This is a genomic window from Bradyrhizobium sp. LM2.9, from assembly GCF_054056555.1.
Genome location: NZ_JBSRYJ010000002.1, coordinates 2,422,548 through 2,448,309 on the forward strand (window position 1 = coordinate 2,422,548; position 25,762 = coordinate 2,448,309).

Sequence of the window (25,762 nt, forward strand, 5' to 3'; positions counted from 1 at the left end):
ACACGATGAAGACGTCCTCCACCGTCCTTGTCGCCGTCGTTGCCGCCGCACTCGGCGCTTACGGCTATTCCCTGCTCGCCCCGACCAGGGTCGAGCATGCCGAACACAGCGCGGACAAAAAGCCGGAGAAGCCGAACGATCATGTCGAGCAGGACGAGCACGGCGCCGACCGGATCCGGATCTCCGACGTCAAGCTTGCCGCCGCCGGCGTGACGCTGGCGGCGGCCGCGAGCGCGACATTGACTGACACGCTCGCCTTCAACGGCATCCTGCGCGCCAACCAGGAGGCCGTGGTGCAGGTGACGCCGCGCTTTCCCGGCGTTGCCAAATCCATCCAGAAGCGCATCGGCGACAAGGTCGCCAAAGACGATCTGCTCGCCGCGATCGAGAGCAATCAGAGCCTCACCGTCTACGAGCTCAAGGCGCCGATTGCCGGCACTATCATCGAGCGGCAGATCTCGCTCGGCGAATACGCCTCCGAACAGAAACCGGCCTTCGTCGTCGCCGACCTCTCCAGCATCTGGGTCGATCTGTCGATCTATCGGCAGGACCTGCGGCGCGTTCGCCTCAACGACGAGGTGCTGATCGATCCCGACGACGGCCGCGGCGAGATCAAGGGCACGATCTCCTACATGGCGCCGATCGGCAGCAGCGAGACCCAGACCGCGCTGGCGCGCGTGGTGCTGCCAAATCCGGACGGGCGCTTGCGTCCCGGCCTGTTCGTCACGGCACGGCTGATCCTCGCCGCGCGCAACGTCGCGGTCGCCGTGCGCCGAAGCGCGATCCAGACGCTGGAGAACCGGACCATCGTGTTCGTCCGCGAGGACGGCGACAAGATCGAGGCCCGCCCCGTGGAGCTCGGCGATTCCGATCCCCGTCATGTCGAGATCAAGGCCGGCCTTTCAGCCGGCGAGCATTACGTCGCGGAAAACAGCTTCGTCGTGAAAGCGGAGATGGGCAAGGGCGAGGCCGAGCATGATTGAGCGTCTCATCGCCGTCTCGCTGCAGCAGCGCTGGCTGGTCCTGCTGCTCGCGCTCGGCGCCGTCGCTTTCGGGGCCTGGAATTTCCAGCGCCTTCCGATCGACGCCGTACCCGACATCACCAACGTCCAGGTCCAGATCAACACCCGCGCGCCCGGCCATTCGCCGCTGGAAACCGAGCAGCGTATCACCTTCCCCGTCGAGACCGCGATGGGCGGCCTGCCGAAACTCGACTACACCCGCTCGCTGTCGCGCTACGGCCTGAGCCAGGTGACGGTCGTCTTCAAGGACGGCACCGACATCTATTTCGCCCGCCAGCTTGTCGGCGAGCGCATCCAGCAGGTGAAAGACCAGCTTCCGGCCGGCGTCGAGGTCGCGATGGGCCCGGTCTCGACCGGGCTCGGCGAAATCTTCATGTACACCGTCGAGGCCAAGGCGGGCGCGAAGACGCAAGGCGGTCACGACTATTCGCTGACCGATTTGCGCACCGTGCAGGACTGGATCATCAAGCCGCAGCTTCGCAACGTGCCCGGCGTGATCGAGGTCAACACCATCGGCGGCTTCGAGCGCCAATTCCACGTGCTCCCCGACCCCGGCAAGCTGATGGCCTACCGGCTCGGCTTTCGCGACGTCATGACGGCGCTCGCCGCCAACAATGCCAATGTCGGAGCGGGCTATATCGAGCGCAACGGCGAGCAATATCTGGTTCGCTCGCCGGGCCAGGTCGGCAATGTCAGCGATATCCGGGACATCGTCATCGGCTCGCGCGGCGGCAATCCCGTCAGGGTCAGGGATATCGCGACCGTCACCGAAGGCCGCGATCTGCGCACGGGAGCCGCGACCCGCGATGGCGAGGAAACCGTGCTCGGCACCGCCATGCTGCTGATCGGCGAGAACAGCCGCACGGTGGCGCGCCGTGTCGCGGCCCGGCTCGAAGATATCGCCAAATCGCTGCCCGACGGCGTCGTGACGCGGACCGTCTACGACCGCACCCATCTGGTCGAGGCCACCATCCGCACGGTCGAGAACAACCTGCTGGAGGGCGCGGCCCTGGTCGTGGCCGTGCTGTTCCTGATCCTTGGCAATCTCCGCGCCGCGCTCGTGGTGGCCTGCGTCATTCCGCTGTCCATGGCCATGACGATCACCGGCATGGTCGAGACCAAGGTCAGTGCAAATTTGATGAGCCTGGGCGCGATCGATTTCGGCATCATCGTCGACGGTGCCGTGATCATCGTCGAGAACTGCCTGCGCATGCTGGCCGAGGCCCAGCGCGAGAAAGGCGGCCTGCTCACGATCTCCGAACGGCTGCGCGCGATCCGGCGCGGGTCGAGCGAGGTCATCAAGCCGAGCCTGTTCGGAACGCTGATCATCGCGGTGGTCTATCTGCCGGTGCTGACGCTGACGGGCGTCGAAGGCAAGATGTTCACGCCGATGGCGCTGACCGTACTGATGGCGCTGGGCGCCGCGGTGCTGTTCTCCGTCACCTTCGTGCCGGCGGCGGTTGCCATCTTCGTCACCGGTAAGGTGTCCGAACAGGAAAACCTGTTCATGCGGCTGGCGAAGCGCGCCTACCTGCCCCTGCTCCGGCTTGCGATCGACAATCGCCTCAGCGTCGCAATCATGGCCGCCATCATCGTGGTCGCAAGCTGCGTGGCCGCCGCGCGCATGGGCGGCGAGTTCATCCCGAGCCTGGACGAAGGCGACGTCGCGCTGGCCTCGATCCGGATTCCCGGCACCAGCCTGACCCAGTCGCTGGACCTGCAAAAGGCGCTGGAAAAGCGCATCAAGCAGATTCCGGAGGTGAAGGAGTTCTTCACCCGCATCGGCACCGCGGAGATCGCGACCGACCCGATGTCGCCGGCGCAGACCGACGGCTATATCATGCTGAAGCCGCGCGCCGAATGGCCCGACCCGGACAAGCCCAAGTCGGACGTGATCGAGGCTATCGACCATGCCGCCGACGACATCCCCGGCAGCGCCTATGAAATCTCCCAGCCGATCCAGTTCCGTGTCAACGAGCTGATCTCCGGCGTGCGCAGCGACGTCGGCGTCAAGATCTTCGGCGATGACCTCGACATCCTGCGAGGCGCGGCAAAACAGGTGGAGGCCGCGATCCGCAGCATCCGCGGCGCCAGCGACGTCAAGATCGAACAGGTCTCGGGCCTGCCGATCCTCACCGTCCGCCTCGACCGCCAGGCGCTCGCCCGGTACGGGCTCAGCATCAGCGAGGTGCAGGGCATCGTCGAGATCGCGGTGGGCGGCAAGTCGGCCGGCAAGCTGTTCGAGGGCGACCGCCGCTTCGACATCGTCGTGCGCCTGCCGGAGCATCTGCGCGGCAATCTCGAGGCGATCCGGGCGATCCCGATCCCGCTGCCGCCGGGTGAGGAAGCGACGTCCAGCGCGCCGATCCGGACGGCCTTGCCCGCCTCTCCCCTCGCCCAGATGCGCTATGTGCCGCTGTCGTCGGTCGCAACCGTCGATGCGACGCCCGGCCCCAACCAGATCAGCCGCGAAAACGGCAAGCGGCGCATCGTCGTCACCGCCAATGTCCGCGCGCGCGATCTCGGCTCCTTCGTCACCGAGGCCGAGGCGGCCGTCGCGGAAAAGGTCAAGCTGCCGCCGGGCTACTGGATCGGCTGGGGCGGACAATTCGAGCAGCTTGTCTCCGCCACCAAGCGGTTGACGCTCGTGGTGCCGGTGGCGCTGCTGCTGGTATTCTTGCTGCTGTTTATGGGCATGGGATCGGCGGCGGATGCGGCTCTCGTGTTCTCCGGCGTGCCACTGGCGCTGACCGGCGGCGTCATGGCGCTGCTGCTGCGCGGCATTCCCTTATCCATCAGCGCCGGCGTCGGCTTCATCGCGCTGTCGGGAGTGGCCGTGCTCAACGGCCTCGTCATCATCGCCTTCATCGAGCGGCTGCGCAGCGTGGGCCACCCCGTCGCCGACGCGGTGCGCGAGGGCGCGCTGACACGCCTGCGTCCGGTGCTGATGACGGCGCTGGTGGCGTCCCTCGGCTTCGTGCCGATGGCCCTTGCCACCGGGGCCGGGGCCGAGGTGCAGCGGCCGCTCGCGACCGTGGTGATCGGAGGCATCATCTCCTCGACCGTGCTGACGCTGCTGGTGCTGCCGGCGCTCTACGTGCTGTTCCGCCGTGACGCAGGCACCGAAACGCCTACAATAGCGCCTGATTTGGCAGCGTCCGGGGAGCGCTAGAATTGGGCAACCACGACCACCACGGTCATCATCACCATGACCATGCCGGCCACGGCCACGATCATGGTCACGATCACGGTCCTGGCCACGCGCATGTCCATGCGCCCGCCAATTTCGGCAAGGCGTTCGCGATCGGCATTTCGCTCAACACCGCGCTGGTCGTGGCCGAGGCGATCTATGGCTATATCGGCAACTCCACCGCCCTCCTCGCCGATGCCGGCCATAACCTTTCCGACGTGCTCGGCCTGGTCGTGGCCTGGTGCGCGTCGATCGCGGCGAGGCGCGCGCCGAGCGGCCGCTTCACTTATGGACTGCGCGCCTCCACCATCCTGGCGGCACTGGCGAACGCCGTGTTCCTGCTGGTTGCAACCGGTGCGATCGGCTGGGAAGCGTTCCTGCGCCTGCGCGAACCGGAGCCCGTCGCGGGCGTCACCGTGATGGTGGTCGCCGGCATCGGCATCCTCGTCAACGGTTTTACGGCCATGCTGTTCGCGCGCGGCCGCAAGGAGGACATCAACATCGAGGGCGCTTATCTGCACATGGCGGCAGACGCCGCGGTCTCGCTCGGCGTCGTCATCTCGGCGGCGCTGATCATCTGGACCGGCTGGCTCTGGCTCGATCCCGTCACCAGCCTCGTCATCTGCGTCACCATCCTCTGGAGCACCACCAGCCTGCTGCGCGGCTCAATCGACATGTCGATGGCGGCAGCCCCCAAAGGCACCGACCTCGCCGCGGTCAGGGCGTTCCTGCTGGCACGTCCCGGCGTCTCCGGGATCCACGATCTCCACGTCTGGCCGATCTCGACCACGGAGACGGCGCTGACCTGCCACCTCGTCATGCCCACCGGCGCCGGGGATGCATTTCTGATGGAGACCGCGCAGATGCTGAAGACCTCCTTCCGCATCGGCCACACCACCCTTCAAGTGGAAACCCATCCCGACAATGGCTGCGCGCTGGCGCCGGATGATGTGGTGTGATCGTCATTGCGAGCGCAGCGAAGCAATCCAGCCTGCCTCTGCGGGCACATTTCTGGATTGCTTCGTCGCAAGTGCTCCTCGCAATGACGGCGCGGAGAGAGTTGCGCCTACGCCGCCTTCGCCGTCACGATCCAGATTGCGCCCTGGAGCGCCACGCTCTGCCCCTTCAGAAACGGCGCCAGCATCTCGCGGATCGAGGATTTTGCGGCGGCATACGTCTCGGGCGGGTGGCCCTGCAGTGCGCGGCTGGCCGGGCCGATCTGGAGCGAGCCCTCGACCGCGGCATCAAGCCCGCCACCGATTGCGACATCCATCGCGAGATCGTGCGGCTCCATCGCGACATCGACGAAGCCGGCGCCGCCAAGGATGCGTTTCACGCGCTCTTCCGCGGCGAAGGCGAAAGGCCCGGGCTCCTCGGGCCCGACCGGCGGCATCTTGGGGACGTGTTTGTAGACCGCCATCAGCGGCGCCATCATCCAGGGATTTTCCTTCGGCTCACGCCAGCAGGCAAAGGCGAGCCGCCCGGACGGCTTCAGCGCACGACGAAGGTTGGTGAAAGATGCGATCGGGTCAGCGAAGAACATCACGCCGAACCGCGAGGCCAGCAGATCAAAGCTCGCCGGCTCGAATGGATGGACCGTCGCATCGGCCAGCGCGAACTCGAGCGGGAGGCCTTTCGGCGCCAGCGCGCGCGCCTGCGACAACATGGGATCGGAGACGTCGAGCCCGAGCGCAAATCCGTTCGGCGCGACAGCCTTCGCGAACGCGAACGTCGTTGCGCCGGAGCCGCAGCCGACATCGAGGACGCGCTCACCCGGCTTCGGCCTGGCCCGGTCGATCAGCACGTCGGCAATGGGTCCGAGCAGGCTCTCCTGCGCGCCGTGGCGATCGGCCCAGCGTTGCCCGCTCGGGCCGTTCCAATAGGCGATCTGGTCTGCGTTCTCTTCGTGTCCGCTTGGCTGCTGCATCGGGCCTCCCATATGACGGCTCGCTGGGCTGGCCCGCAATGCCGGCGCTCGCTTCGCGAGCAATGGCTGGTGGGCAGTGACGGGCTCGAACCGCCGACATCCTGCGTGTAAAGCAGGCGCTCTACCAACTGAGCTAACCGCCCCTCGCCGCTTCTTTATCCCCACCGGCCCCGAACGGGCAAGCGCGGAACTCCACTTCCTGGGCCTCAATCGCCCGGCCGGCCAGGCAGCAGTGGTACCGCGTCGATCCACACTGCCGCCGACTGGCACCAGATCTGCCTGACGGGCCGCAATTTGTCGCGCTGGCGGATGCTGCCCCAGCGGATGCCCCAATCGTCGGCCTGGTCACCCTCGCCGCTGGTGAACAGCGGGGAACCGCAATCGGCGCAAAAGTGCTGGAAGCGCATCCGGCCATTGTCGCCGCGCTTGCCGTAGATTTTTGGCGAACCGCCGGTCAGGCGGACATCGACGCCGGAACATACGGCCGTCACCCGGAACGGCGAGCCCGTCAACGTCTGGCAATCGGTGCAGTGGCAGACCGACACCGTCTCGGGGTCGATCTCGGCTTCAAAGGTGATCTGCCCGCAATGGCATTGCCCGTCGATGTGCATTGGCTTCATCCGCTGCCCCAAACAAAAACGGCGCCCGAAGGCGCCGTTTTATCATCTTTTTCGAGCTGCGATCTCAGTGAGCGGTCAGGCCGCCGGCGGCTTCGTCGCCGTCCGGCTTCACCGTCACCTTGGTGTCTTCTTCCCAGACGATCGGCACCGGTTTCTTCACCAGCGCCTTGGCGACGACGTCGTCGAGGCGCGAGACCGGGATGATCTCCATGCCGCCCTTGATCGCATCGGAAATCTCCGTGAGATCCTTGGCGTTGTCCTCGGGGATCAGCACCGTCTTGATGCCGCCGCGCGCAGCGGCCAGCAGCTTCTCCTTGAGGCCGCCAATCGGCAGCACGCGGCCGCGCAGCGTGATCTCGCCGGTCATCGCGACATCATGGCGGACCGGAATGCCGGTCATGACCGAGATGATCGCGGTGGCCATCGCCACGCCAGCCGACGGACCGTCCTTCGGCGTCGCGCCTTCCGGCACGTGCACGTGGATGTCGCGCCGGTCGAACAGCGGCGGCTCGATGCCGTAGACGATCGCGCGCGAGCGGACGTAGGAGGCCGCCGCCGAGATCGATTCCTTCATGACGTCGCGCAGATTGCCGGTGACCGTCATCTTGCCCTTGCCGGGCATCATGACGCCTTCGATGGTCAGAAGCTCGCCGCCGACATCGGTCCAGGCAAGGCCGGTGACGATACCGACCTGCGGCTCGCTCTCGATCTCGCCGTAGCGGTACTTCGGCACGCCCAGAAGCTCTTCGAGAGTCTTCTCGGTGACCTTGACCGACTTCTTCTTCGAGATCATCAGCTCCTTCACCGCCTTGCGGGCGAGTGTGGAGAGCTCACGCTCCAGATTACGTACGCCCGCTTCGCGGGTGTAGCGGCGGATCAGCAGCAGCAGCGCGTCGTCGTCGATCGAGAACTCCTTGGAGTCCAGGCCGTGCTTGGACACCGCTGTCGGGATCAGATGCTTGCGCGCGATCTCGACCTTCTCGTTCTCGGTGTAGCCCGCGATCCGGATGATCTCCATGCGGTCCATCAGCGGTCCCGGAATATTGAGCGTATTCGCGGTCGTGATGAACATCACGTTGGACAGATCGTAGTCGACCTCGAGGTAGTGGTCGTTGAAGGTTGCGTTCTGCTCGGGGTCGAGTACCTCGAGCAGAGCCGAGGACGGATCGCCGCGGAAATCGGCGCCCATCTTGTCGATCTCGTCGAGCAGGAACAGCGGATTGGACGACTTCGCCTTGCGCATGGACTGGATGATCTTGCCGGGCATCGAGCCTATGTAGGTCCGGCGGTGACCACGGATCTCGGCCTCGTCGCGCACGCCGCCGAGCGAGACGCGCACGAACTCGCGTCCCGTCGCCTTCGCGATCGACTTGCCGAGCGAAGTCTTGCCGACGCCGGGAGGTCCGACGAGGCACAGGATCGGTCCGGTCAGCTTGTTGGCGCGCGTCTGCACCGCGAGATACTCGACGATGCGATCCTTGACCTTCTCGAGCCCGTAGTGGTCGGCATCCAGAACCGCCTGCGCGGCTTCCAGATCCTTCTTCACCTTGGACTTCTTGTTCCACGGGATCGACAGCAGCCAATCCAGATAGTTGCGCACGACGGTCGCTTCCGCGGACATCGGCGACATCTGGCGCAGCTTCTTCAGCTCATGCTGTGCCTTCTCGCGCGCTTCCTTGGAGAGCTTGGTCTTGGAGATCTTCTCTTCGAGATCGGCGAGCTCGTCGCGACCTTCGTCGTCGCCGAGTTCCTTCTGGATCGCCTTCATCTGCTCGTTGAGATAATACTCGCGCTGGGTCTTCTCCATCTGGCGCTTGACGCGCGAGCGGATGCGCTTCTCGACCTGCAGCACCGAGATCTCGCTCTCCATCAGGCCCAGCACCTTCTCCAGGCGCTGCGTGACCGAAAGCGTCTCCAGGATGCCCTGGCGATCCGCGATCTTGACGGCGAGATGCGAGGCGACGGTATCGGCGAGCTTGGCGAAATCGGTGATCGCCTGCACGACGCCGACGACCTCGGCCGAGATCTTCTTGTTGAGCTTCACGTAGCTCTCGAAGTCGGACACGACCGAGCGCGCCATGGCCTCCGCCTCGACCGACTTCGCATCGGTGTCGGCGAGCGCAATCGCGGTCGCTTCGTAATAGTCGGCGCGATCGGTGTATTTCTGCACGCGCGCGCGCTCGAGCCCTTCGACCAGCACCTTCACGGTGCCGTCGGGAAGCTTCAAGAGCTGGAGCACGCTGGCAAGCGTCCCGGTCTCGTAAATGGAATCGGGGGCCGGATCATCGTCGGACGCGTTCTTCTGGGTCGCGAGCATGATCAGCGCGTCGTTCTTCATCACCTCTTCGAGCGCGCGGATCGACTTCTCGCGGCCGACGAAGAGCGGAACGATCATGTGCGGGAAGACGACGATGTCGCGCAGGGGCAGCACGGGATAGGCGTGCGTTTCGCCATGAACGATGGTTGGCCTGGGTTTTGGATTAGTCATGGCCTTTTCCTTTTGCTTTGCCCCCTTGCACGCAGCCCGCCATGCTCATGCGCAACCGCCACAAGGTGCCGAGGTGATCCGCAAAACCGGTCGGTCCTTTTCTCAAGTTGGACCGGCCTGCCGGATCGGAACTGAGGCGAATCTTGAAGAGAATTCTCGCTCGCCGCCGACATTAGGTGGCTATCGACCCGGGGGGTGTCAAGTCATTGAAAGACGCGCGCCATCAGGCGCTTACGCACGCAAATAAGCGACACAACACCGGCTGCGGAGGTACTTTCCGCAGCCCTCAATTGATGAGACGATTGGAGCGTTCCAGCGCCGCAAATCAGGCGCTGGCGTTCTCGACGGCGCGATCGGACCGATCGGCGTAGATGTAGAGTGGACGCGCCGTTCCTTCCACGACTTCGCGCGAAATCACGACTTCTTCCACACCTTCGAGGCCCGGCAGGTCGAACATGGTCTCGAGCAGGATCGCCTCGAGGATCGAACGCAGTCCGCGCGCACCGGTCTTGCGCTCGATCGCCCTGCGGGCCACCGCGCCAAGCGCCTCGTCGGCGAAGGTCAGCTCGATGTTCTCCATCTCGAACAGCCGCTGGTACTGTTTCACCAGCGCGTTCTTCGGCTCGACCAGAATCTTCTTGAGCGAAGCCTCGTCCAGATCCTCCAGCGTCGCCACGACAGGCAGACGGCCGACGAATTCCGGGATCAGCCCGTACTTCAGGAGATCCTCAGGCTCGACGTGACGGAAGATTTCGCCGGTACGGCGGTCTTCCGGCGCCAGCACCTGAGCGGCGAAGCCGATCGAGGTCGAACGTCCGCGTGCCGAAATGATCTTTTCAAGGCCGGAGAACGCACCACCGCAGATGAACAGGATGTTGGTGGTGTCCACCTGCAGGAATTCCTGCTGCGGATGCTTGCGGCCGCCCTGCGGCGGGACCGAAGCCACCGTGCCTTCCATGATCTTGAGCAGCGCCTGCTGCACGCCCTCACCTGACACGTCGCGCGTGATCGAGGGATTGTCGGACTTGCGGCTGATCTTGTCGATTTCGTCGATGTAGACGATGCCGCGCTGGGCGCGCTCGACATTGTAATCGGCGGACTGGAGCAGCTTCAGGATGATGTTCTCGACGTCCTCGCCGACATAGCCGGCTTCGGTCAGCGTCGTCGCGTCCGCCATCGTAAACGGCACGTCCAGGATTCGGGCGAGCGTCTGCGCGAGCAGCGTCTTGCCCGAGCCGGTCGGACCGATCAGCAGGATGTTCGACTTCGCAAGCTCGACGTCGTTGTGCTTGGTCTGGTGGTTGAGGCGCTTGTAGTGATTGTGCACCGCGACCGACAAGACCTTCTTCGCATGGCTCTGCCCGATCACGTAATCGTCCAGGACCTTGCAGATTTCCTTCGGCGTCGGAATGCCGTCGCGCGACTTCACGAGCGAGGATTTGTTCTCCTCGCGGATGATGTCCATGCAGAGCTCAACGCACTCGTCGCAAATGAAGACCGTGGGACCCGCGATCAGTTTACGGACTTCGTGCTGGCTCTTGCCGCAGAACGAGCAATACAGCGTATTCTTGGAGTCGCTCGTGCCGACCTTACTCATTCATGTCTCCGTCCGCGGTTCGATCCCGTTCCGCTCGATCGCTCCATTCCGACACGATGATCGGCATGAAGCTTAAATAGAGCAAATTCCGTACCAAAAAAGACCCTACGCGTTACATCCCGTGCGAATCACGGTCTCAATTCTCCCGCGATCATAGCCGATCGTTCGTAGCCAACCATGCTGTCACCCGACTATCAAGAATTCGCTAATCGGGGGTCGCCGGCTACCCGTGACAATACCGTGATTTCCGGTCTTGGCACGGGCGAAGTGATCGAAATCACCCCGGCGTTGCTGGATTGCCACGAAAAACAAGCACGAAAGCGGAACTTTCTGCCTGTCGCAGGGCGCAAAACTGCGTTTTTGCGACGCGCACACGTGTCTTTAACGTGAACGCACCCTGATGGATGCACGGCATTCCCCAGAGGGATCGCCGTGACCGTAGTGCTACGGAGTCTTCGCCGACGCCTCTTCGGCGCGTTTGTCGATGACCCTGTCGACCAGACCGAACTCCTTGGCATCGCTCGCGGTCAGGAACTTGTCGCGTTCCAACGCGTCCTCGATCGCCTTGTAGGTCTGGCCGGTGTGCTTCACGTAGATCTCGTTGAGCCGCTTCTTCAGGTTCAGGATTTCCTGGGCGTGCAGCATGATGTCGGTAGCCTGGCCCTGGAAGCCGCCGGAGGGCTGATGCACCATGATGCGCGCGTTCGGCAGCGAGAAGCGCATGTCCTTTTCGCCGGCGGCAAGCAACAGCGAGCCCATCGAGGCGGCCTGGCCCGTGCACAGCGTCGAGACCGGCGGGCGGATGAACTGCATGGTGTCGTAGATCGCGAGACCCGACGTCACCACGCCGCCCGGCGAGTTGATGTACATCGAGATTTCCTTCTTCGGATTTTCCGCCTCAAGGAACAGCAGCTGCGCGACGATCAGCGTCGACATGCCGTCCTCGACCGGTCCGGTCAGGAAGATGATGCGCTCTTTCAAAAGGCGCGAGAAAATGTCGTAGGCGCGCTCGCCACGGTTGGTCTGCTCCACCACCATGGGCACGAGGTTCATGTAGGTTTCAACCGGATCGCGCATGAGTCACCTAGGGTTTTGAAGAGGCGGACATCGCCAGTCTTGGCTGCCAGTTTGGCTGGATGTGCCGGAAGGCCGATGGACGTCCCGTGATGCAGGAACTTGGAAGAAGAACTTGGTAGAAGCAGAAGGCGTACCGACAGATATAGCCCAATTCGCGCCTGACAAGTGCGGAGCGAATTAAGGCTTAATCCGTGAGGCACTTGAAGCTGATTCGTACAAAGAGGCCCAGCCGGCCACCTGGCTAGCTCGACCTCTTCGCTGATCATCCTTAATGGAAGGCTCTATGGAGGGCCCTCCTGGAGCCTTCAGGCGGCGGTCTTTTCCGCCTCGTCGTCCTTGTAGAGGTCGTCGCGCGAAACCTTCTTCTCGGTCACCTTGGCGAGTTCGAGGATGAAGTCGACGACCTTGTCCTCATAGATCGGTGCACGAAGCTGGGCCAACGCTTGGGCGTTGCTGCGGTAATAGTCCCAGACTTCCTTCTCGCGGCCGGGCATCGAGCGCGCCCGCTCGATCACGGCGCGGCCGACCTCGTCGTCGGTCACGCTGATCTTGTTCTTCTCGCCGATCTCGGAGAGCACGAGGCCGAGCCGCACGCGGCGATCGGCGATCTTGCGGTACTCTTCCTTGGCGGCGTCTTCAGTGGTGTCCTCGTCGGCAAAGGTCTTGCCGGCGGAGTCCATCTCGGCTTTCACCGAGTTCCACATCAGATTGAACTCCTCGTCGACCAGCGAGGGCGGCGCCTCGAATCGATGCGCCTCGTCGAGGCGGTCGAGCAGCGCGCGCTTGACGCGCTGGCGCGTCGCGGTCGCGAACTCGGCGACCAGCCGCTCGCGCGCCGCTTCCTTCAGCTTGTCCAGCGATTCGAGGCCGAGCGTCTTGGCGAACTCGTCGTCGATCGCGAGATCCTGCGGCGCCTCGATCAGCGTCGCGGTGGTCTCGAACTCGGCCGGCTGACCGGCGAGCTTGTCGTTCATGTAGTTCTTGGGGAACGCCAGCTTCAGCGTGCGGGTCTCGTTGGCGGCGATGCCGGTGAGCTGCTCCTCGAAGCCGGGAATGAAGGTATTGGAGCCGATCACGACCTGGATGCCCTCGCCGGCGCCGCCCTCGAAGGCTTCGCCGTTGATGGTGCCCTTGAAAGCGATGGTGACGCGATCACCCGATTCGGCCTTGGCGCCCTCGGCCTTCGCGGCATAGCCGCGATTCGAATCGGCGATGCGCTTGATCGCCTCGTCGACGTCGGCGTCGGTGACTTCGGCGACGGGCTTCTCGACCTCGAAGGACTTGAAGTCGGCGAGCGCAATCGACGGCACCACCTCGATCGCAACCGTGTAGGTCAGATCGGTCTTGCCGTTGAGCAGCTCCTCGACCTCGGCCTGCTCGGTCGGCATGGTGATCTTCGGCTCGGTCGCAAGGCGGAAGCCGCGCTCGGAGAACAGCTGCGTGTTGGTGTCGCGGATGGTCTGGTCGATGGTCTCAGCCATCACCGAGCGGCCATAGACCTTCTTGAGGTGCGTGACCGGCACCTTGCCGGGACGGAAGCCATTGATTTTGACCTTGTCCTTGAGGTCGACGAGCTTGGCACCAGCCTTGGCGTCGAGATCAGACGCGGGAACGCTGATCTTGAACTCGTGCTTCAAACCTTCCGAGAGGGTTTCTGTGACCTGCATGGCGTCCAATCTTCTTCTCGTTCGGTCTCGGCGCGCATGCGTCGGGACGCTGTCATTAATCGATCCGGCGCGAGGCAAACGCCTCAACGCCGGTGGTTCATCGGACCGGCTTCAGGCGGACAAACATCCGCGCGGGAGCAGGTCGCGTAATCCGTGCAAACGCTGAAAGCGCTTGGTGCGGGCGGAGGGACTCGAACCCCCACAACTTTCGTCACTGGAACCTAAATCCAGCGCGTCTACCAGTTCCGCCACGCCCGCGTAAATTTGCATCAAGACCGGCCGCGATGCCGCGGGCGGCGGGCTTATAACATGGGCCCGCCTGTTCGCAGCAAAAAAATGGCCGCTTGGCGGCACGCTTCAAGTAGGCACGGCGGCTGGACTTATCCACCGCGGCGTGGTCCGGATCGGCCCATGAAAACGCGGATCTTTGCCCTGACGAGGCGCGAGGTTTTGGCCAGCTTTGGAGCCTCGGCGGCCGGGCTGATGGTGGGCGGCGCAGGCCCGCTCGTGACCACCCAGCTCGCCCTTCAGGCAAGGCCGACAACCCTGGCTCTGAGGCCGGGTCAGCCGCCTACACCGATCTGGGAGCTGGCCGCCGTAAGCCACCTTGGAGACGTCCGTCTCAAGCGCGGCGACCGCTGCGAGGTGGTCTTCCGCAACCAGCTGCCTGTGCCGCTTGCACCAGTCTGGTACGGCCTCAATGGCCCGGCCGCGGCCGACCCGCTCCGGGGCCGCGCGCCGACGGCGCCGGACGCGACTGAAACATCAATTATTTCAATACCAAGCGCCGGAACCCTACTGGCCGACTTCCGTTTCTTCGAAGACGGCCTGAAGCAGCCTGCGCGCCCGCTTCCGATCATCGCCGCCGAGACCAACCCGGTCGCCATCGATCGTGACGTGGTTCTCTTGATCGAAGAATGGCGGCTGCGGCCGGATGGCACCGCGCTTCCCCCGGGCCGAGACCCTAAGGACACGACCCTGCTCTATACAATCAACGGGCGGACTTCATTCGAACTCTCAGCCGCGGCCAATGAACGGCTGCGGCTGCGCTTTATCAATGGCTCGCAACGTTCTGTTCTGGCGATCAAATTGGAAAGCCACGAGGTCCACGTGATCGCCCTGGACGGACAGCCGGCCGAGCCGTTTTCGGCACGCAACGGCGCTCTCATGCTGGCCCCGGGCGCACGCGCCGACGCCTTTGTCGATGCGGCCGCCTCGGCCTCATTCCTGCTGCATGACGGCAAGGAGGGGCGCCAGGTTGGCAGCCTCGTGATCTCGGGCAAGCAGGAACGGCGCGTGCCACTAGCGCCGCCACAGCCGCTCCCGTCAAATGACCTGCCTGACCGACTCGATCTGAAAGGCGCCCTGCGGTTCGATGTCGCGCTCGGCGCACCCGACGCCGGGTGGATACGGCCTGCTAATTTCTCGACGTCCTCTGCTCCTGCCTTCCGCGCCAAGGCTGGCCGCACCATCGTGCTGGCGCTGAAGAACCCCGGGCCGGTCGCATCCGTGTTCCACCTGCACGGCCACCATTTCCGCCTGCTCGACAAGCTCGACGACGGCTGGAAGCCCTATTGGCTCGACACGCTCGCGATCGAACCCGGCCAGACCCAGCGCATCGCATTCGCTGCGGCCTCCCCCGGGCGATGGCTGATCGAATCCGTCGCAACCGACTGGGCCGCGCCGCGGCTGGTGCGCTGGTACGCGGTGGAGTGAGGGGCTCCGACTAGGCGTGCGGCTTGGCTGTGAGCTCGATCCCGAGCGCCTTCATCACCGCGATTGTTGTCTTGAGAGTCGGATTGCCGTTTGTGCTGAACGAGCGATAGAGCTGCTCGCGAGAAAGGCCTGTGTCCTTGGCAATCTGCGTCATTCCCTTGGCCCGGGCGACAACACCAAGGGCATGCGCGATATAGGCCGCATCCTCGGTCTTGAAAGCTTCTTCCATGAACACGGCCATGGCCTCATCGGACTGAAGATCTTCAGCCGGATCATAGGTCGACAGCTTCTCGCCCATCTCATCCACTCCAGGTCTTGGCAAATCGCTTTGCCGTCTTGATGTCTTTCGCCTGCGTGCCCTTGTCGCCGCCACAAAGCAGAACGATGATTGTGTTGCCCCGCTTCTGAAAATAGACGCGATAGCCGGGGCCGTAATGAATACGCAGTTCACTGATCCCGTCGCCCACGGGCTCAGCATCGCCAGCATGCCCCTGCGCGAGCCGATCCAAGCGTGAAGCAATCAGCGCCCTGGCGCGCTCATCCCTGAGACGCAATCGCCACTTTCGAAACGTCTCAGTCTGCTTGAGTTCGATCACGTGTAGTTTTTAGACTACAATGGACTGCAGATCAAGCCGATCGCGCGTCCAAAGATAGCGGGCGTCGGGTTCTTTCTCCTCGTTTCGGGCCCCGTCGGTCTGCTCGATCAGCGTGAACCCGCGGCGCTTCATAGAAGCGCCGCGCCAACGCGTTGCGCTGAAAGGTCCAGAGCTCCAGCCGTTCGCAGGCATGCTTGGCGACATCGAGGAGTTCGGTGCCGACGCCGCGCCCTTGAAGAGCAGGAAGCACGTAAAGCTGCTCAATCCAGCCGTCACGGAAAGCGATGATCCCGCTCAGTACATCGCCGTCGAAGTGTCCGCACACGCGGCATGTCGCGAAGACACGCTCACGGTAGAACCAGCGGTCCTGATCCGGCGTATGCAGCCCAACGAGCCAGGGCATCGCATGGTCCAATGCGGCCCGGTGAACTCGCGCAGTCGCGCCCATATCGGTGAGCGCGAGTTGCCTGAGCATTTAGTATTCGATCCCCAGCGCATTATAGATCCGCCGGTGCACGGCCGGCAGCGTTTCGGTCAGGTCCTCCGCAATCAGCCCCGGCCCCGCCTCACTCCCGGCCTCGCCATGCATCCACACCGCGATGCTGGCGGCTTCGAATGCCGGCACGCCTTGCGCAAGGAGACCGGCGACGATGCCGGCGAGCACGTCGCCGGCGCCGGCGGTGGCGAGCGAGGGCGGCGCGTTGGTGGCGATAGTGGCGCGGCCGTCGGGCGCGGCGATCGTGGTGTCCGGGCCCTTCAGCAGTACGACCGCGCCGGAGCGCTCGGCGGCGGCGCGCACACGCTCGATCTTCGAGCGGCCCGGATATTTGTTGCTGAGGTCGGAGAACAGGCGTGGAAACTCGCCCTCGTGCGGCGTCAGCACCACCGCCTTGTCCTGCGAGGACTTGATCGATTCAAACAGCCGCTCGGGATTCGCGGCAAAGCTGGTCAGCGCATCCGCGTCGAGCACGAGATGCCGCTGTGCGTTAAGCGCCGTGTGGACGAAATCGCAGGTGCGATCGCCGATGCCCGCGCCGGGGCCGATCATGCAGGTGTTGTAACGCTTGTCGCCGAGGAGCTCGCCGAACTCGATCGCGGTGTCGACGGGGCGAACCATCACCGCGGTGAGCGCAGCCGCATTGATCGCGAGCGCATCACGCGGCGTGGCCAAGGTCACCAGGCCCGCGCCGGCGCGCAGCGCCCCGCGCGCGGCGAGCCGCGCCGCGCCGGTCGCAGCCATATCGCCGGAGACCGCGAGCACGTGACCACGCGCGTATTTGTGGCCGTCGATGCGCGGCACCGGAAAGGCCGCGCCCCAGAAATCCGGATCGTTCTCGAAGATCTGCGGCGCGATCTCGTCCAGCACCTGCGCGTCGATGCCGATGTCCGCGACGCGCACGTGGCCGCAATGCATCCGCCCCGGCAGCAGCAGATGCGCCGGCTTCTTGCGAAAGAAGGTAACGGTCTCGGTGGCATTCACCGCCACACCCAGCACCGCGGCGCTGGTGCCGTTGATGCCGCTCGGCAAATCGACGGCGAGCACCGGCGCGCCATTGGCGTTGATCGCCTCGATCATCGCGCGCGCCTCGCCGTCGACCGGGCGGCTGAGGCCTGCGCCGAACAGCGCATCGATGATCAACGCGGGCCTGCCGATCGCCTGCGGATTGAACGGGAGCACCGGGTGCTTCCAGCCGCGCGCGGCGGAGGCCGCATCGCCCTGAAGCTGGTCGCGCTCGCACATCAGGATCACCGAGACCTCGCGGCCCTGGGCGGCGAGCTCGGCAGCTGCGACAAAACCGTCGCCGCCATTGTTGCCCGGGCCGGCGACGATCAGGATCGGCCCCTCCTCCACCAGCGCATTGGCGGCCTCCGTCACCGCCTGGCCCGCGCTGAGCATCAGCTTGAAACCAGGGGTGCCTGCCGCAATACTGAGCTGATCGGCGCGCTGCATTTCGGCGTTGGTTAGAACTTCCATGCCACTTCCCCGTCCAAACGCCTTTTCAACAGGCACGTTTCGTGCCGGCTCATCCGACGGAACAACGATCTGCACAGATATTGAACCGTTTGCCTATTTCGTAGTCTTCGGTATTTTGTGCCGGTCGGCGCCACCTATCAGGGGCTGCACGTTAAAAGGCTGATAACGCTCCAATAATCAGGGCATTTGCAACTTGGCATAGACCCTGCTTTCGCGGAAGCCGCTTCGGTTCGTCGTGCTCACTGGCATTTATCATGGTGTGGCCGGCCGTTGTTGCCGGACTGGTCAGGTTATTCCGGCATAGCGAAGACAAGATCGTGCGTTAAGAAAAGCGCATCCTGACGAAGACGTTGCTATTTGATCGACAGGCCGGGAGGCGCGCAGTGAAGAAAATCGAAGCCATCATCAAGCCATTCAAGCTCGACGAGGTGAAGGAAGCGCTTCAGGAAGTTGGCCTTCAGGGCATCACCGTCACGGAGGCCAAGGGCTTTGGCCGCCAGAAGGGCCACGCCGAGCTTTACCGCGGCGCAGAATATATCGTCGACTTCCTGCCCAAGGTGAAAATCGAGATCGTCATCGGCGACGATCTGGTTGAACGCGCCATTGACGCGATCCGCCGCGCCGCGCAAACCGGGCGCATCGGCGACGGCAAGATCTTCGTCTCCAACATCGAAGAGGCGATCCGCATCCGAACCGGCGAATCCGGGCTGGACGCTATCTGAGCCGGGTGCTATCCCGCATTTTGGCGACACTCTGACAAGAAATAGGCTGCTTCGGCGGCCTCGTTTTGTTTGTGCCTCGCGCGCCTCAAGAAGCGTGAACACGGTCGCTTGAAGTTTGGAAACCGACCCGCAGAGCCAAAAGGGGTATGCATGAAGACCGCCAAAGACGTCCTGAAATCGATCAAGGACAACGACGTCAAATACGTCGACCTGCGCTTCACCGATCCGCGCGGCAAGTGGCAGCACGTCACGTTCGACATCAGCATGATCGATGAAGAAATTTTCGCCGAAGGAACGATGTTCGACGGCTCCTCGATCGCCGGCTGGAAGGCGATCAACGAGTCCGACATGTGCCTGATGCCCGATCCGGTGACCGCGACGATCGATCCGTTCTTCGCCGAGACCACGATGGTCATTACCTGCGACGTGCTCGAGCCGACCACCGGCGAGCCCTACAACCGCGACCCCCGCGGCATCGCCAAGAAAGCGGAAGCCATGGTGAAGTCGATGGGCGTGGGCGACACCGTGTTCGTCGGCCCTGAAGCCGAGTTCTTCGTGTTCGATGACGTGCGCTTCTCCGCCAACCCCTACAACACCGGCTTCCGTCTCGACTCCTCGGAGCTGCCGACCAATTCCGACACTGAATATGAAGGCGGCAATCTCGGCCACCGCGTCCGCACCAAGGGCGGCTACTTCCCGGTGCCGCCGCAGGATTCCGTGCAGGACATGCGCTCGGAGATGCTGGGCGCCATGGCCAAGATGGGCGTGAAGGTCGAAAAGCATCACCACGAGGTCGCTTCCGCCCAGCACGAGCTCGGCATGAAGTTCGACACGCTGACGCTGATGGCCGACCACATGCAGATCTATAAATACTGCATCCACCAGGTCGCGCACATCTACGGCAAGACCGCCACCTTCATGCCGAAGCCGGTCTTCGGCGACAACGGCTCGGGCATGCACGTGCACCAGTCGATCTGGAAGGACGGCAAGCCGGTGTTCGCCGGCAACAAATACGCCGACCTTTCGGAGACCTGCCTCCACTACATTGGCGGCATCATCAAGCATGCCAAGGCGATCAACGCCTTCACCAACCCGTCGACCAACTCCTACAAGCGTCTGGTCCCGGGCTATGAGGCCCCCGTGCTGCTCGCCTATTCCGCGCGCAACCGCTCGGCCTCCTGCCGCATCCCCTACACGGCGAACCCGAAGGCCAAGCGCGTCGAGGTGCGTTTCCCCGATCCGCTCGCCAATCCCTATCTCGGATTCGCCGCGATGCTGATGGCCGGCCTCGACGGCATCAAGAACAAGATCGATCCGGGTCCGGCGATGGACAAGGACCTCTACGATCTGCCGAAGGAAGAGCTCAAGCAGATCCCGACGGTGTGCGGCAGCTTGCGCGAGGCGCTCGAAAACCTCGACAAGGACCGCGCGTTCCTCAAGGCCGGCGGCGTGTTCGACGACGACTTCATCGACGCCTATATCGAGCTGAAGATGACCGAAGTCGCCCGCTTCGAGATGACCCCGCATCCGGTCGAGTTCGAGATGTACTATTCGGGCTAACGGGCTCGAACCCTATGCGATAGGCAAAAGGCGCCCCGCGAGGGCGCCTTTTCGTTTGAGAGCGTAGGACCTTCCAGCTACGGGTTCTCGCGCCGCGGCATCAAATGATCGAGCAGGCCGATTGGCAGTGGAAACACGACGGTCGACGATCGCTCGCCCGCGATGTCGTGCAGAGCCGCGAAGTAACGCAGCTGCATCGCCTGCGGCTCCTGCGCGAGAATCCGGCCGGCCTCGACCAGCTTTTCGGCGGCCTGCTGTTCGCCCATCGCGTTGATCACCTTGGCGCGCCGCAACCGTTCCGCCTCCGCCTGTTTGGCAATCGCGCGCACCATGGTTTCGTTGAGATCGACGTCCTTGATCTCGATTCCGGTGACCTTGATGCCCCAGACGTCGGTCTGCTTGTCCAGTATCTCCTGGATGTCGGCGTTCAACCTGTCGCGTTCGGCCAGCATCTCGTCGAGTTCGTGCTTGCCAAGCACCGAACGGAGCGTGGTCTGGGCGAGCTGACTGGTCGCGGCCATATAATCACCGACCTTGATGATGGCGCGCTCGGGATCGACGATGCGGAAGTAGAGAACGGCATTGACCTTGACCGAGACGTTGTCGCGCGAAATCACATCTTGGGGCGGCACGACCTGCACCATTACCCTGAGGTCGACCTTGACCAGCTGCTGCACGATCGGAATGAGGATGATGAGGCCGGGCCCCTTCACCCCGGTGAAGCGCCCGAGCGTGAAGATAACGCCGCGTTCGTATTCCCTGAGGATGCGAACGGCCTGGGTGAGAAACATGATGACGATCAGCGCAAGCACTGCGTAAATCGAATATTCAAACATCAGAGTTGACCTCCCTCGCTCACAGCGCCCGGACGCCGGACCACCAGCGTCAGGTCGACGATATTGGCGACCTCGACCCTCTCGCCGGGCTTGAAGGTGTCAGTGCCGCGCGCTTGCCAGCGTTCGCCGTGCGTAAAGACGTGCCCCTCTTTCTCGTTCCAATCGAGGACCTCGGCGGCCAGGCCTCGCATCGCTTGCGCACCGACCCGTGGCGGACCTCGGCGAGCGCGCCGGAGCGCGCCGAGCACGATCAGAACGAAACCAGTGAACATCGCCGCGACGACGGCGATGACCGACCACGACAGCCGGTAGCCCGGCGCTTCGACCCTGACCAGCATGATGGCACCCAGCACGAAGGCGACGACGCCTCCAAGGCCGATCACGACGGTCGGATTGAACGCCTCGATGGCAAGGAGCGCGATCCCGACCAGCATCAAGCCGAGGCCGGCATAATTGATCGGCAGCAAATTGAGGGCGTAGAGACCGAGCAGCAGGCAGATCGACCCGACCACTCCCGGAGCGACTGCACCGGGGGACATGAACTCGAAGATCAGGCCGTAGATGCCGACCATCAGGAGAATGAACGAGACGTTGGGATCGGTGATGACCGCCAGGAATCGGGAGATCCACCCGGGATCGACGGCTTCGATGACGGCGTTCTGCGTTGCCAGACGTTGCGTCTTGCCGCCCGCAACCTCGACGTCGCGACCATCGATTTGCCTGAGCAGGTCGGCCGGATCGCGCGCGACAAGGTCGATGGCGTGCACCTGCAACGCGCCGTTGGCGGACAGGGTGGCGGCCTCACGGACCGCCTTCTCGGCCCAATCGGCATTGCGGCCGCGCAGTTCGGCGAGGCTGCGGATAAAGGCGACGGCATCGTTCGTCACCTTCGCCGTCATCGCGTCTTTCGGTTCGTCCTTCTTGTCCTTGCCGTCCTTGTCGGGCGTGCCACTCGGCAGGCCTGGAAGCGGTCCGCCAATCTGCACCGGCGTCGCGGCACCGATATTGGTGCCTGGCGCCATCGCTGCGATATGGGTCGCATACAGGATATATGTCCCGGCGCTCGCCGCATGGGCGCCTGCCGGCGCGACGTAGCCGATCACAGGAACGGACGAGGCGAGCACATCCGCGATGATCTCGCGCATGCTGGAGTTGAGACCGCCGGGGGTGTTCATTCGAAGAATCACGATCTCGGCGCGTCGTTCGCCTGCCTTGACCAACGCCTCTTTCAGATAGCTTGCCGATGCCGGGCCAATGGCTCCCCCGATCGTGACAGTGATTGCAAGAGGACGATTCTCCTCCGCTGAGCCGGGAAGGAGATAAAAAAGACAAGCGACGATGCCGATTGTCGCAACGAGGGCCGCCTTCATGGTCTGCACGGCAAGGGCTCCCTTGCCAAAGATATGGTGTTCCTCTCCCAAACCTCAATGTGGTGGCTTGTCGTCCGCGGTTGCGATTGTGCGATGCAATGGACGGGATCGAACTGCGGCAATCCGTGGCAGGCATGTGGAGCTCAGCAACGCGCTTCGACTTGAGATGCAAATTGTCAGGCTTTGCGTCGCTGCGCTCGCAACGATGGGGCGGAATGCGCTCGCGTTAGAGCTTCCGACACCGCGTTCAACTACGCCGCCGCGCGCTGGCGTTCGATCATGGCTTCGCCAAACGCCTCGAACAGTTTTCGGTTGATCGGATTGCACTGCGGGTCGTATTCGGCGTGCCATTGCACCCCGAGCGCAAAGGTCGGGGCTTCCGCGATGCGAATGGCCTCGATGGTGCCGTCCTCGGCGATACCCTCGATCAGCACGCGTTTGCCGGGATCGAGGATGCCCTGGCCGTGCAGCGAATTGACCCTGATCTTCTCGCAGCCGAGCAGCGTTGCGAACGCGCCTCCGGGCGTCAGATCGACGTCGTGACGGTCGGCGAACACGACGGTCGGATCGGGATGGATCTCGCCGTTTTCGAGCCTCGGCATGCGGTGGTTCATGCGGCCCGGGATTTCGCGGATCTCGGGGTGCAGCGAGCCCGCCGAAGGCGACGTTCATCTCCTGCAGGCCCCGGCAAATGCCGAACAGCGGGATGCCGCGGGACACACAGGCGATGGACAGCGCCAGCGCCACCTCATCACGGTGAATGTCGTAGGGCTCGTGCCGTTCACACGGATCGACATTGAAGCGGGTCGGATGGACGTTAGCCCGGGCGCCGGTGAGCACGATCCCGTCGACCACATCGAGCAGCGCGCCGAGATCGGTGATGTCGGGTGCTCCCGCAAACATCACCGGCAAGCCGCCGGAAACCTCGGCCACCGCACGCAAATTGCGTTCGCCGACCATCTGGACCTGAAATCGATTTTCGACGCGATGGGCGTTCCCGATCACGCCGACGACCGGCTTTCTCATCTCCCGTTCCGACCTCTCCAGTAAGAAGATTCTCCAAACATGCCCTTGGGGTGGAACAAATTCAACAGAAGGCTTCGCGGGACGGCAATGCTATTTTCGCGCAAATGCCTCCCGGGCCTCGATCTCGCCGCCGACGGGCAGGCCGGCGGCCTTCCCTGCGGTGGCCGGCGCCTCGCCCCGTGCAGCCAGCCAGGGCAGTTTTGCCTCGATTCCGCGCGTCACGGGCTCCCCGAGCACGCCCCCGAAATCCATCGGCCAGAAACCGTTGGGCACCACCTCGGCGGTGAGGCCGCGGATCGAGTAGCCGTCGCCCAGCACCGCCTCCGCATGGTCGGCGGCGACAAGGCGCGCGGAATCTGGCTCCATGGGATCGCCAAAGCTCACGAGCACGGGAATGAGGTCGCCCTGCACCGGAACGGTGCCGGTCTGCCGGTTGATATCGCTAAACGAGACGCGGTTGCCGCGCGCGGCGCCATAGGCGCGGAGCGCGACGTAGTTGATGTCATCGAGGTCGAGCTTGCCGCCCTGCTGATGCGCCAGCAATGCCACCAGGTTCTTGCCCCGACCGAGGTCGGCGAAGACTGCCTCCCCGCGCATCGTAGTGTGGCCGCCGCGGTTATAGTTGCGGTCGGGCACGACGGCCAGAATGCCGGATGCGGTCTTGATCCCGTCAGGCGTCATCATCTCGACCGTGAGGCGAAATTTGTGCCCCGGCCGGTTGATCCGGATCTGATCGCCGATCACGAGCACGGCCAGAAGCCCAAGCAGACCGGCCCATTTGCTGATGAAACTCAAGCGTCCCCCACCTGTTCTTTCCTCATCGCTCTGCGCCGTTCGCGCGGCAGCGTCAAACCAGCGCGTTGCCGCGGTCTTGATCGGAAGCGCGTTTGCCGAAAGAGTGCCCCGCCCGCCGCCCTCGAAAAGGACCCGATGTGACCATTCCCAGAGATGAACGGCCCCGGACCCGCAACGATCTGGCCTGGTCGATCTCGGTCGGGGGCATCGGCATCGTGCTGTTCGCGGCAATGCTGGTGTTCAGCTGGTATTTTGCCACCACCCTGCTCCTGATCTTCACCGGCATGCTGCTCGGCGTTGGCCTCAACGCGCTGACCAACGCGCTTGGGCGGCGCGCGTTCACCTGCCCCATGCGGTCCGGCTCGCGATCGTCTGCACCGCGCTGGCCGTAATGCTCGCGGGTGTCGGCTATCTCGGCGGCGCTACCATTGCCGATCAGGCTTCGGTGCTGAGCAAGACCATCAAGTCGCAGATCACGAACGTAAAGTCCTTCCTCGACAACCATGGCATCGACACCAGCGTGTTCGATCTCGGCAATGCCGGACCCGCCGCCCCTACCGACGCCGGCCCGACGCCCGCCCCCAGTTCCGCCCCGCATGGATTGCCGAGCGGTGCCGGCGCGCTCGCCTCGAGCGGCGGGGCGATCGTCAGCCAGACCTTCAAGCTGCTGCTCGGCACGATCAGCGCCGTCGGCAACATCTTCATCGTGCTGTTTCTTGGGCTCGCCTTCGCCGCCCAGCCCAGCGTCTATCACGACGGCTTGTTATTTCTTGCACCGGCGAAGCATCGCACTCGCGTGGCCTTGATCATCGACCGCATCGGCGAGACGCTGGAGCGCTGGCTGATCGCGCAGATCGTCGTGATGCTTGCGGTCGGGGTCGTGACCTGGATCGGGCTTGCCGTCATCGGCATTCCCGGCTCGTTCATCCTGGGAATCCAGGCGGGCCTGCTCGCCTTCATCCCGACCGTCGGCGCCATCATTGCCGGCGTCGTCGTGGTGCTGGCGAGCCTCGCCTCGGGCTGGATCCCGGCGCTGTCGGCCTTCATCCTCTTCCTGGGCGTGCACGCCATGGAGAGCTATTTGCTGACGCCGATCCTTCAGCGCCAGGCACTGGACATCCCGCCGGCCACGCTATTCGCGTTCCAGATCCTGCTCGGCGTCGTGTTCGGAATCTGGGGCCTGGCGCTGGCGTTGCCACTGGTTGCCATCGCCAAGGTCATGATCGACCATTTCAAAGCCTATGAGGCGCCGCCTTTGGCGGAGGCGGCCTGACCGGCATCAGGTTGTGAGCACGGTCGCGGTGTGCTCGACCTCCGGGGGCGACGCAAAATACTGGCCGACGAGGCCGCGCCATTCGGTGAAATTCTCCGAGCCGCGGAAGTCGACGGTGTGGCTTTCCAGCGTCTCCCATTTCACCATCAGCCGGTAACGCTGCGGCTTCTCGATCGACTTGTGCAGCTCGAAACCATGAAAACCCTTGGAGCGGCCGAAAGCGGCCTTGGCCTTGGCGACGGCGGCCTCAAAGTCCTTCTCGCTGCCCGGCTTGACGTCGATTTGCGCGATCTCGGTGATCATCT

The 25,762-nt window shown here is 63.9% G+C and carries 19 protein-coding genes, 2 tRNA genes and 3 pseudogenes; 7 read left to right on the forward strand and 17 right to left on the reverse strand.

Annotated features, from left to right (window positions below):
- Positions 1-5 precede the first annotated feature (5 nt).
- Genes ihpB through ACVWW3_RS13110 form a run of 3 tightly spaced genes read left to right on the forward strand, consistent with a single transcriptional unit; the run spans position 6 to position 5,171 of the window.
- A complete protein-coding gene (gene ihpB, locus ACVWW3_RS13100) occupies positions 6-983 on the forward strand; it encodes a divalent metal ion exporter adaptor subunit IhpB (RefSeq protein WP_456649834.1) in 978 nt (325 codons plus the stop codon).
- Complete coding sequence (locus ACVWW3_RS13105; protein WP_456649674.1) at positions 976-4,194, forward strand: efflux RND transporter permease subunit; 3,219 nt, start codon at positions 976-978, stop codon at positions 4,192-4,194. The genes ihpB and ACVWW3_RS13105 overlap by 8 nt, the downstream gene beginning before the upstream one ends.
- A 2-nt stretch (positions 4,195-4,196) precedes the next feature.
- Positions 4,197-5,171: a cation diffusion facilitator family transporter gene (locus ACVWW3_RS13110; RefSeq protein WP_456649673.1), complete on the forward strand. Its 975-nt coding sequence runs from the start codon at positions 4,197-4,199 to the stop codon at positions 5,169-5,171.
- Positions 5,172-5,278: 107 nt separating this feature from the next.
- On the opposite strand, the gene ACVWW3_RS13115 is transcribed toward ACVWW3_RS13110, so the two are convergent.
- The 8 genes from ACVWW3_RS13115 to ACVWW3_RS13150 form a co-directional block, all read right to left on the reverse strand.
- Positions 5,279-6,139 (reverse strand): methyltransferase domain-containing protein, encoded by an 861-nt coding sequence (locus ACVWW3_RS13115; protein WP_456649672.1) that lies wholly within the window; start codon positions 6,137-6,139, stop codon positions 5,279-5,281.
- A gap of 67 nt (positions 6,140-6,206) precedes the next feature.
- Positions 6,207-6,282: transfer RNA gene (locus tag ACVWW3_RS13120), tRNA-Val, on the reverse strand.
- A gap of 63 nt (positions 6,283-6,345) precedes the next feature.
- Positions 6,346-6,750: a GFA family protein gene (locus ACVWW3_RS13125; RefSeq protein ID WP_456649833.1), complete on the reverse strand. Its 405-nt coding sequence runs from the start codon at positions 6,748-6,750 to the stop codon at positions 6,346-6,348.
- Positions 6,751-6,823: 73 nt separating this feature from the next.
- Positions 6,824-9,247 (reverse strand): endopeptidase La, encoded by a 2,424-nt coding sequence (gene lon / locus ACVWW3_RS13130; RefSeq protein ID WP_247349356.1) that lies wholly within the window; start codon positions 9,245-9,247, stop codon positions 6,824-6,826.
- 325 nt (positions 9,248-9,572) lie between these two features.
- Positions 9,573-10,844 (reverse strand): ATP-dependent Clp protease ATP-binding subunit ClpX, encoded by a 1,272-nt coding sequence (gene clpX / locus ACVWW3_RS13135; RefSeq protein WP_045003136.1) that lies wholly within the window; start codon positions 10,842-10,844, stop codon positions 9,573-9,575.
- 444 nt (positions 10,845-11,288) lie between these two features.
- A complete protein-coding gene (locus ACVWW3_RS13140) occupies positions 11,289-11,921 on the reverse strand; it encodes an ATP-dependent Clp protease proteolytic subunit (RefSeq protein ID WP_247349357.1) in 633 nt (210 codons plus the stop codon).
- A 305-nt stretch (positions 11,922-12,226) separates the two neighbouring features.
- Positions 12,227-13,588, reverse strand: coding sequence for a trigger factor (gene tig, locus ACVWW3_RS13145; protein WP_456649671.1), 1,362 nt, complete (start codon positions 13,586-13,588; stop codon positions 12,227-12,229).
- A gap of 173 nt (positions 13,589-13,761) precedes the next feature.
- A tRNA-Leu gene (locus ACVWW3_RS13150) sits at positions 13,762-13,846 on the reverse strand.
- A 153-nt stretch (positions 13,847-13,999) separates the two neighbouring features.
- Here ACVWW3_RS13150 and ACVWW3_RS13155 point away from each other — a divergent pair.
- Positions 14,000-15,304 carry a multicopper oxidase family protein gene (locus tag ACVWW3_RS13155; protein WP_456649670.1) on the forward strand — a complete coding sequence of 435 codons (1,305 nt, stop codon included), beginning with the start codon at positions 14,000-14,002 and terminating at the stop codon, positions 15,302-15,304.
- A 10-nt stretch (positions 15,305-15,314) separates the two neighbouring features.
- Here the strand turns inward: ACVWW3_RS13155 and ACVWW3_RS13160 are convergent, their stop codons facing one another.
- From ACVWW3_RS13160 to ACVWW3_RS13175, 4 genes and pseudogenes are all read right to left on the reverse strand, one after another.
- Positions 15,315-15,602, reverse strand: a complete 288-nt coding sequence (locus ACVWW3_RS13160) for an addiction module antidote protein (protein WP_456649669.1) — start codon at positions 15,600-15,602, stop codon at positions 15,315-15,317.
- 1 nt (position 15,603) lies between these two features.
- The gene (locus tag ACVWW3_RS13165; RefSeq protein ID WP_247443281.1) at positions 15,604-15,900 is read right to left on the reverse strand and encodes a type II toxin-antitoxin system RelE/ParE family toxin; all 297 of its coding nucleotides are present in this window, start codon (positions 15,898-15,900) and stop codon (positions 15,604-15,606) included.
- Positions 15,901-15,909: 9 nt separating this feature from the next.
- Positions 15,910-16,375: pseudogene (locus ACVWW3_RS13170) on the reverse strand (GNAT family N-acetyltransferase).
- The gene (locus ACVWW3_RS13175) at positions 16,376-17,875 is read right to left on the reverse strand and encodes an NAD(P)H-hydrate dehydratase (RefSeq protein WP_456649667.1); all 1,500 of its coding nucleotides are present in this window, start codon (positions 17,873-17,875) and stop codon (positions 16,376-16,378) included.
- A 383-nt stretch (positions 17,876-18,258) separates the two neighbouring features.
- Here ACVWW3_RS13175 and ACVWW3_RS13180 point away from each other — a divergent pair, with 383 nt between their 5' ends.
- Together ACVWW3_RS13180 and glnA are read left to right on the forward strand one after the other, a co-directional pair.
- Positions 18,259-18,597 carry a P-II family nitrogen regulator gene (locus tag ACVWW3_RS13180; RefSeq protein WP_007603495.1) on the forward strand — a complete coding sequence of 113 codons (339 nt, stop codon included), beginning with the start codon at positions 18,259-18,261 and terminating at the stop codon, positions 18,595-18,597.
- Positions 18,598-18,747: 150 nt separating this feature from the next.
- Positions 18,748-20,157 (forward strand): type I glutamate--ammonia ligase, encoded by a 1,410-nt coding sequence (gene glnA, locus ACVWW3_RS13185; protein WP_456649666.1) that lies wholly within the window; start codon positions 18,748-18,750, stop codon positions 20,155-20,157.
- A 77-nt stretch (positions 20,158-20,234) separates the two neighbouring features.
- Here glnA and ACVWW3_RS13190 read toward each other — a convergent pair whose 3' ends face one another.
- The 4 genes and pseudogenes from ACVWW3_RS13190 to ACVWW3_RS13205 all read right to left on the reverse strand — a co-directional run bounded on the left by ACVWW3_RS13190 (position 20,235) and on the right by ACVWW3_RS13205 (position 24,184).
- On the reverse strand, positions 20,235-20,993 hold the full coding sequence (locus ACVWW3_RS13190; protein ID WP_456649665.1) for a slipin family protein: 759 nt from the start codon (positions 20,991-20,993) through the stop codon (positions 20,235-20,237).
- A complete protein-coding gene (locus ACVWW3_RS13195; RefSeq protein ID WP_456649664.1) occupies positions 20,993-22,372 on the reverse strand; it encodes an NfeD family protein in 1,380 nt (459 codons plus the stop codon). Before ACVWW3_RS13195 ends, ACVWW3_RS13190 begins: the two co-directional genes overlap by 1 nt.
- 242 nt (positions 22,373-22,614) lie before the next feature.
- Positions 22,615-23,389, reverse strand: a pseudogene (locus tag ACVWW3_RS13200) (gamma-glutamyl-gamma-aminobutyrate hydrolase family protein).
- A 90-nt stretch (positions 23,390-23,479) separates the two neighbouring features.
- A complete protein-coding gene (locus tag ACVWW3_RS13205) occupies positions 23,480-24,184 on the reverse strand; it encodes a hypothetical protein (RefSeq protein WP_456649662.1) in 705 nt (234 codons plus the stop codon).
- Between the two features lie 137 nt (positions 24,185-24,321).
- Between ACVWW3_RS13205 and ACVWW3_RS13210 the strand changes: the two are divergent.
- Positions 24,322-25,457, forward strand: a pseudogene (locus ACVWW3_RS13210) (AI-2E family transporter).
- 6 nt (positions 25,458-25,463) lie between these two features.
- On the opposite strand, the gene ACVWW3_RS13215 reads toward ACVWW3_RS13210, so the two are convergent.
- Positions 25,464-25,760, reverse strand: a complete 297-nt coding sequence (locus tag ACVWW3_RS13215; protein ID WP_456649661.1) for an antibiotic biosynthesis monooxygenase family protein — start codon at positions 25,758-25,760, stop codon at positions 25,464-25,466.
- Positions 25,761-25,762: the final 2 nt, after the last annotated feature.

Coding starts and splice junctions, on each gene's coding strand:
- ihpB (WP_456649834.1), top strand. CDS start 6: ATGAAGACGTCCTCCACCGTCCTTGTCGCCGTCGTTGCCGCCGCACTC.
- ACVWW3_RS13105 (WP_456649674.1), top strand. CDS start 976: ATGATTGAGCGTCTCATCGCCGTCTCGCTGCAGCAGCGCTGGCTGGTC.
- ACVWW3_RS13115 (WP_456649672.1), bottom strand. CDS start 6,139: ATGCAGCAGCCAAGCGGACACGAAGAGAACGCAGACCAGATCGCCTAT.
- ACVWW3_RS13125 (WP_456649833.1), bottom strand. CDS start 6,750: ATGCACATCGACGGGCAATGCCATTGCGGGCAGATCACCTTTGAAGCC.
- lon (WP_247349356.1), bottom strand. CDS start 9,247: ATGACTAATCCAAAACCCAGGCCAACCATCGTTCATGGCGAAACGCAC.
- clpX (WP_045003136.1), bottom strand. CDS start 10,844: ATGAGTAAGGTCGGCACGAGCGACTCCAAGAATACGCTGTATTGCTCG.
- ACVWW3_RS13140 (WP_247349357.1), bottom strand. CDS start 11,921: ATGCGCGATCCGGTTGAAACCTACATGAACCTCGTGCCCATGGTGGTG.
- tig (WP_456649671.1), bottom strand. CDS start 13,588: ATGCAGGTCACAGAAACCCTCTCGGAAGGTTTGAAGCACGAGTTCAAG.
- ACVWW3_RS13155 (WP_456649670.1), top strand. CDS start 14,000: ATGAAAACGCGGATCTTTGCCCTGACGAGGCGCGAGGTTTTGGCCAGC.
- ACVWW3_RS13160 (WP_456649669.1), bottom strand. CDS start 15,602: ATGGGCGAGAAGCTGTCGACCTATGATCCGGCTGAAGATCTTCAGTCC.
- ACVWW3_RS13175 (WP_456649667.1), bottom strand. CDS start 17,875: ATGGAAGTTCTAACCAACGCCGAAATGCAGCGCGCCGATCAGCTCAGT.
- glnA (WP_456649666.1), top strand. CDS start 18,748: ATGAAGACCGCCAAAGACGTCCTGAAATCGATCAAGGACAACGACGTC.
- ACVWW3_RS13190 (WP_456649665.1), bottom strand. CDS start 20,993: ATGTTTGAATATTCGATTTACGCAGTGCTTGCGCTGATCGTCATCATG.
- ACVWW3_RS13215 (WP_456649661.1), bottom strand. CDS start 25,760: ATGATCACCGAGATCGCGCAAATCGACGTCAAGCCGGGCAGCGAGAAG.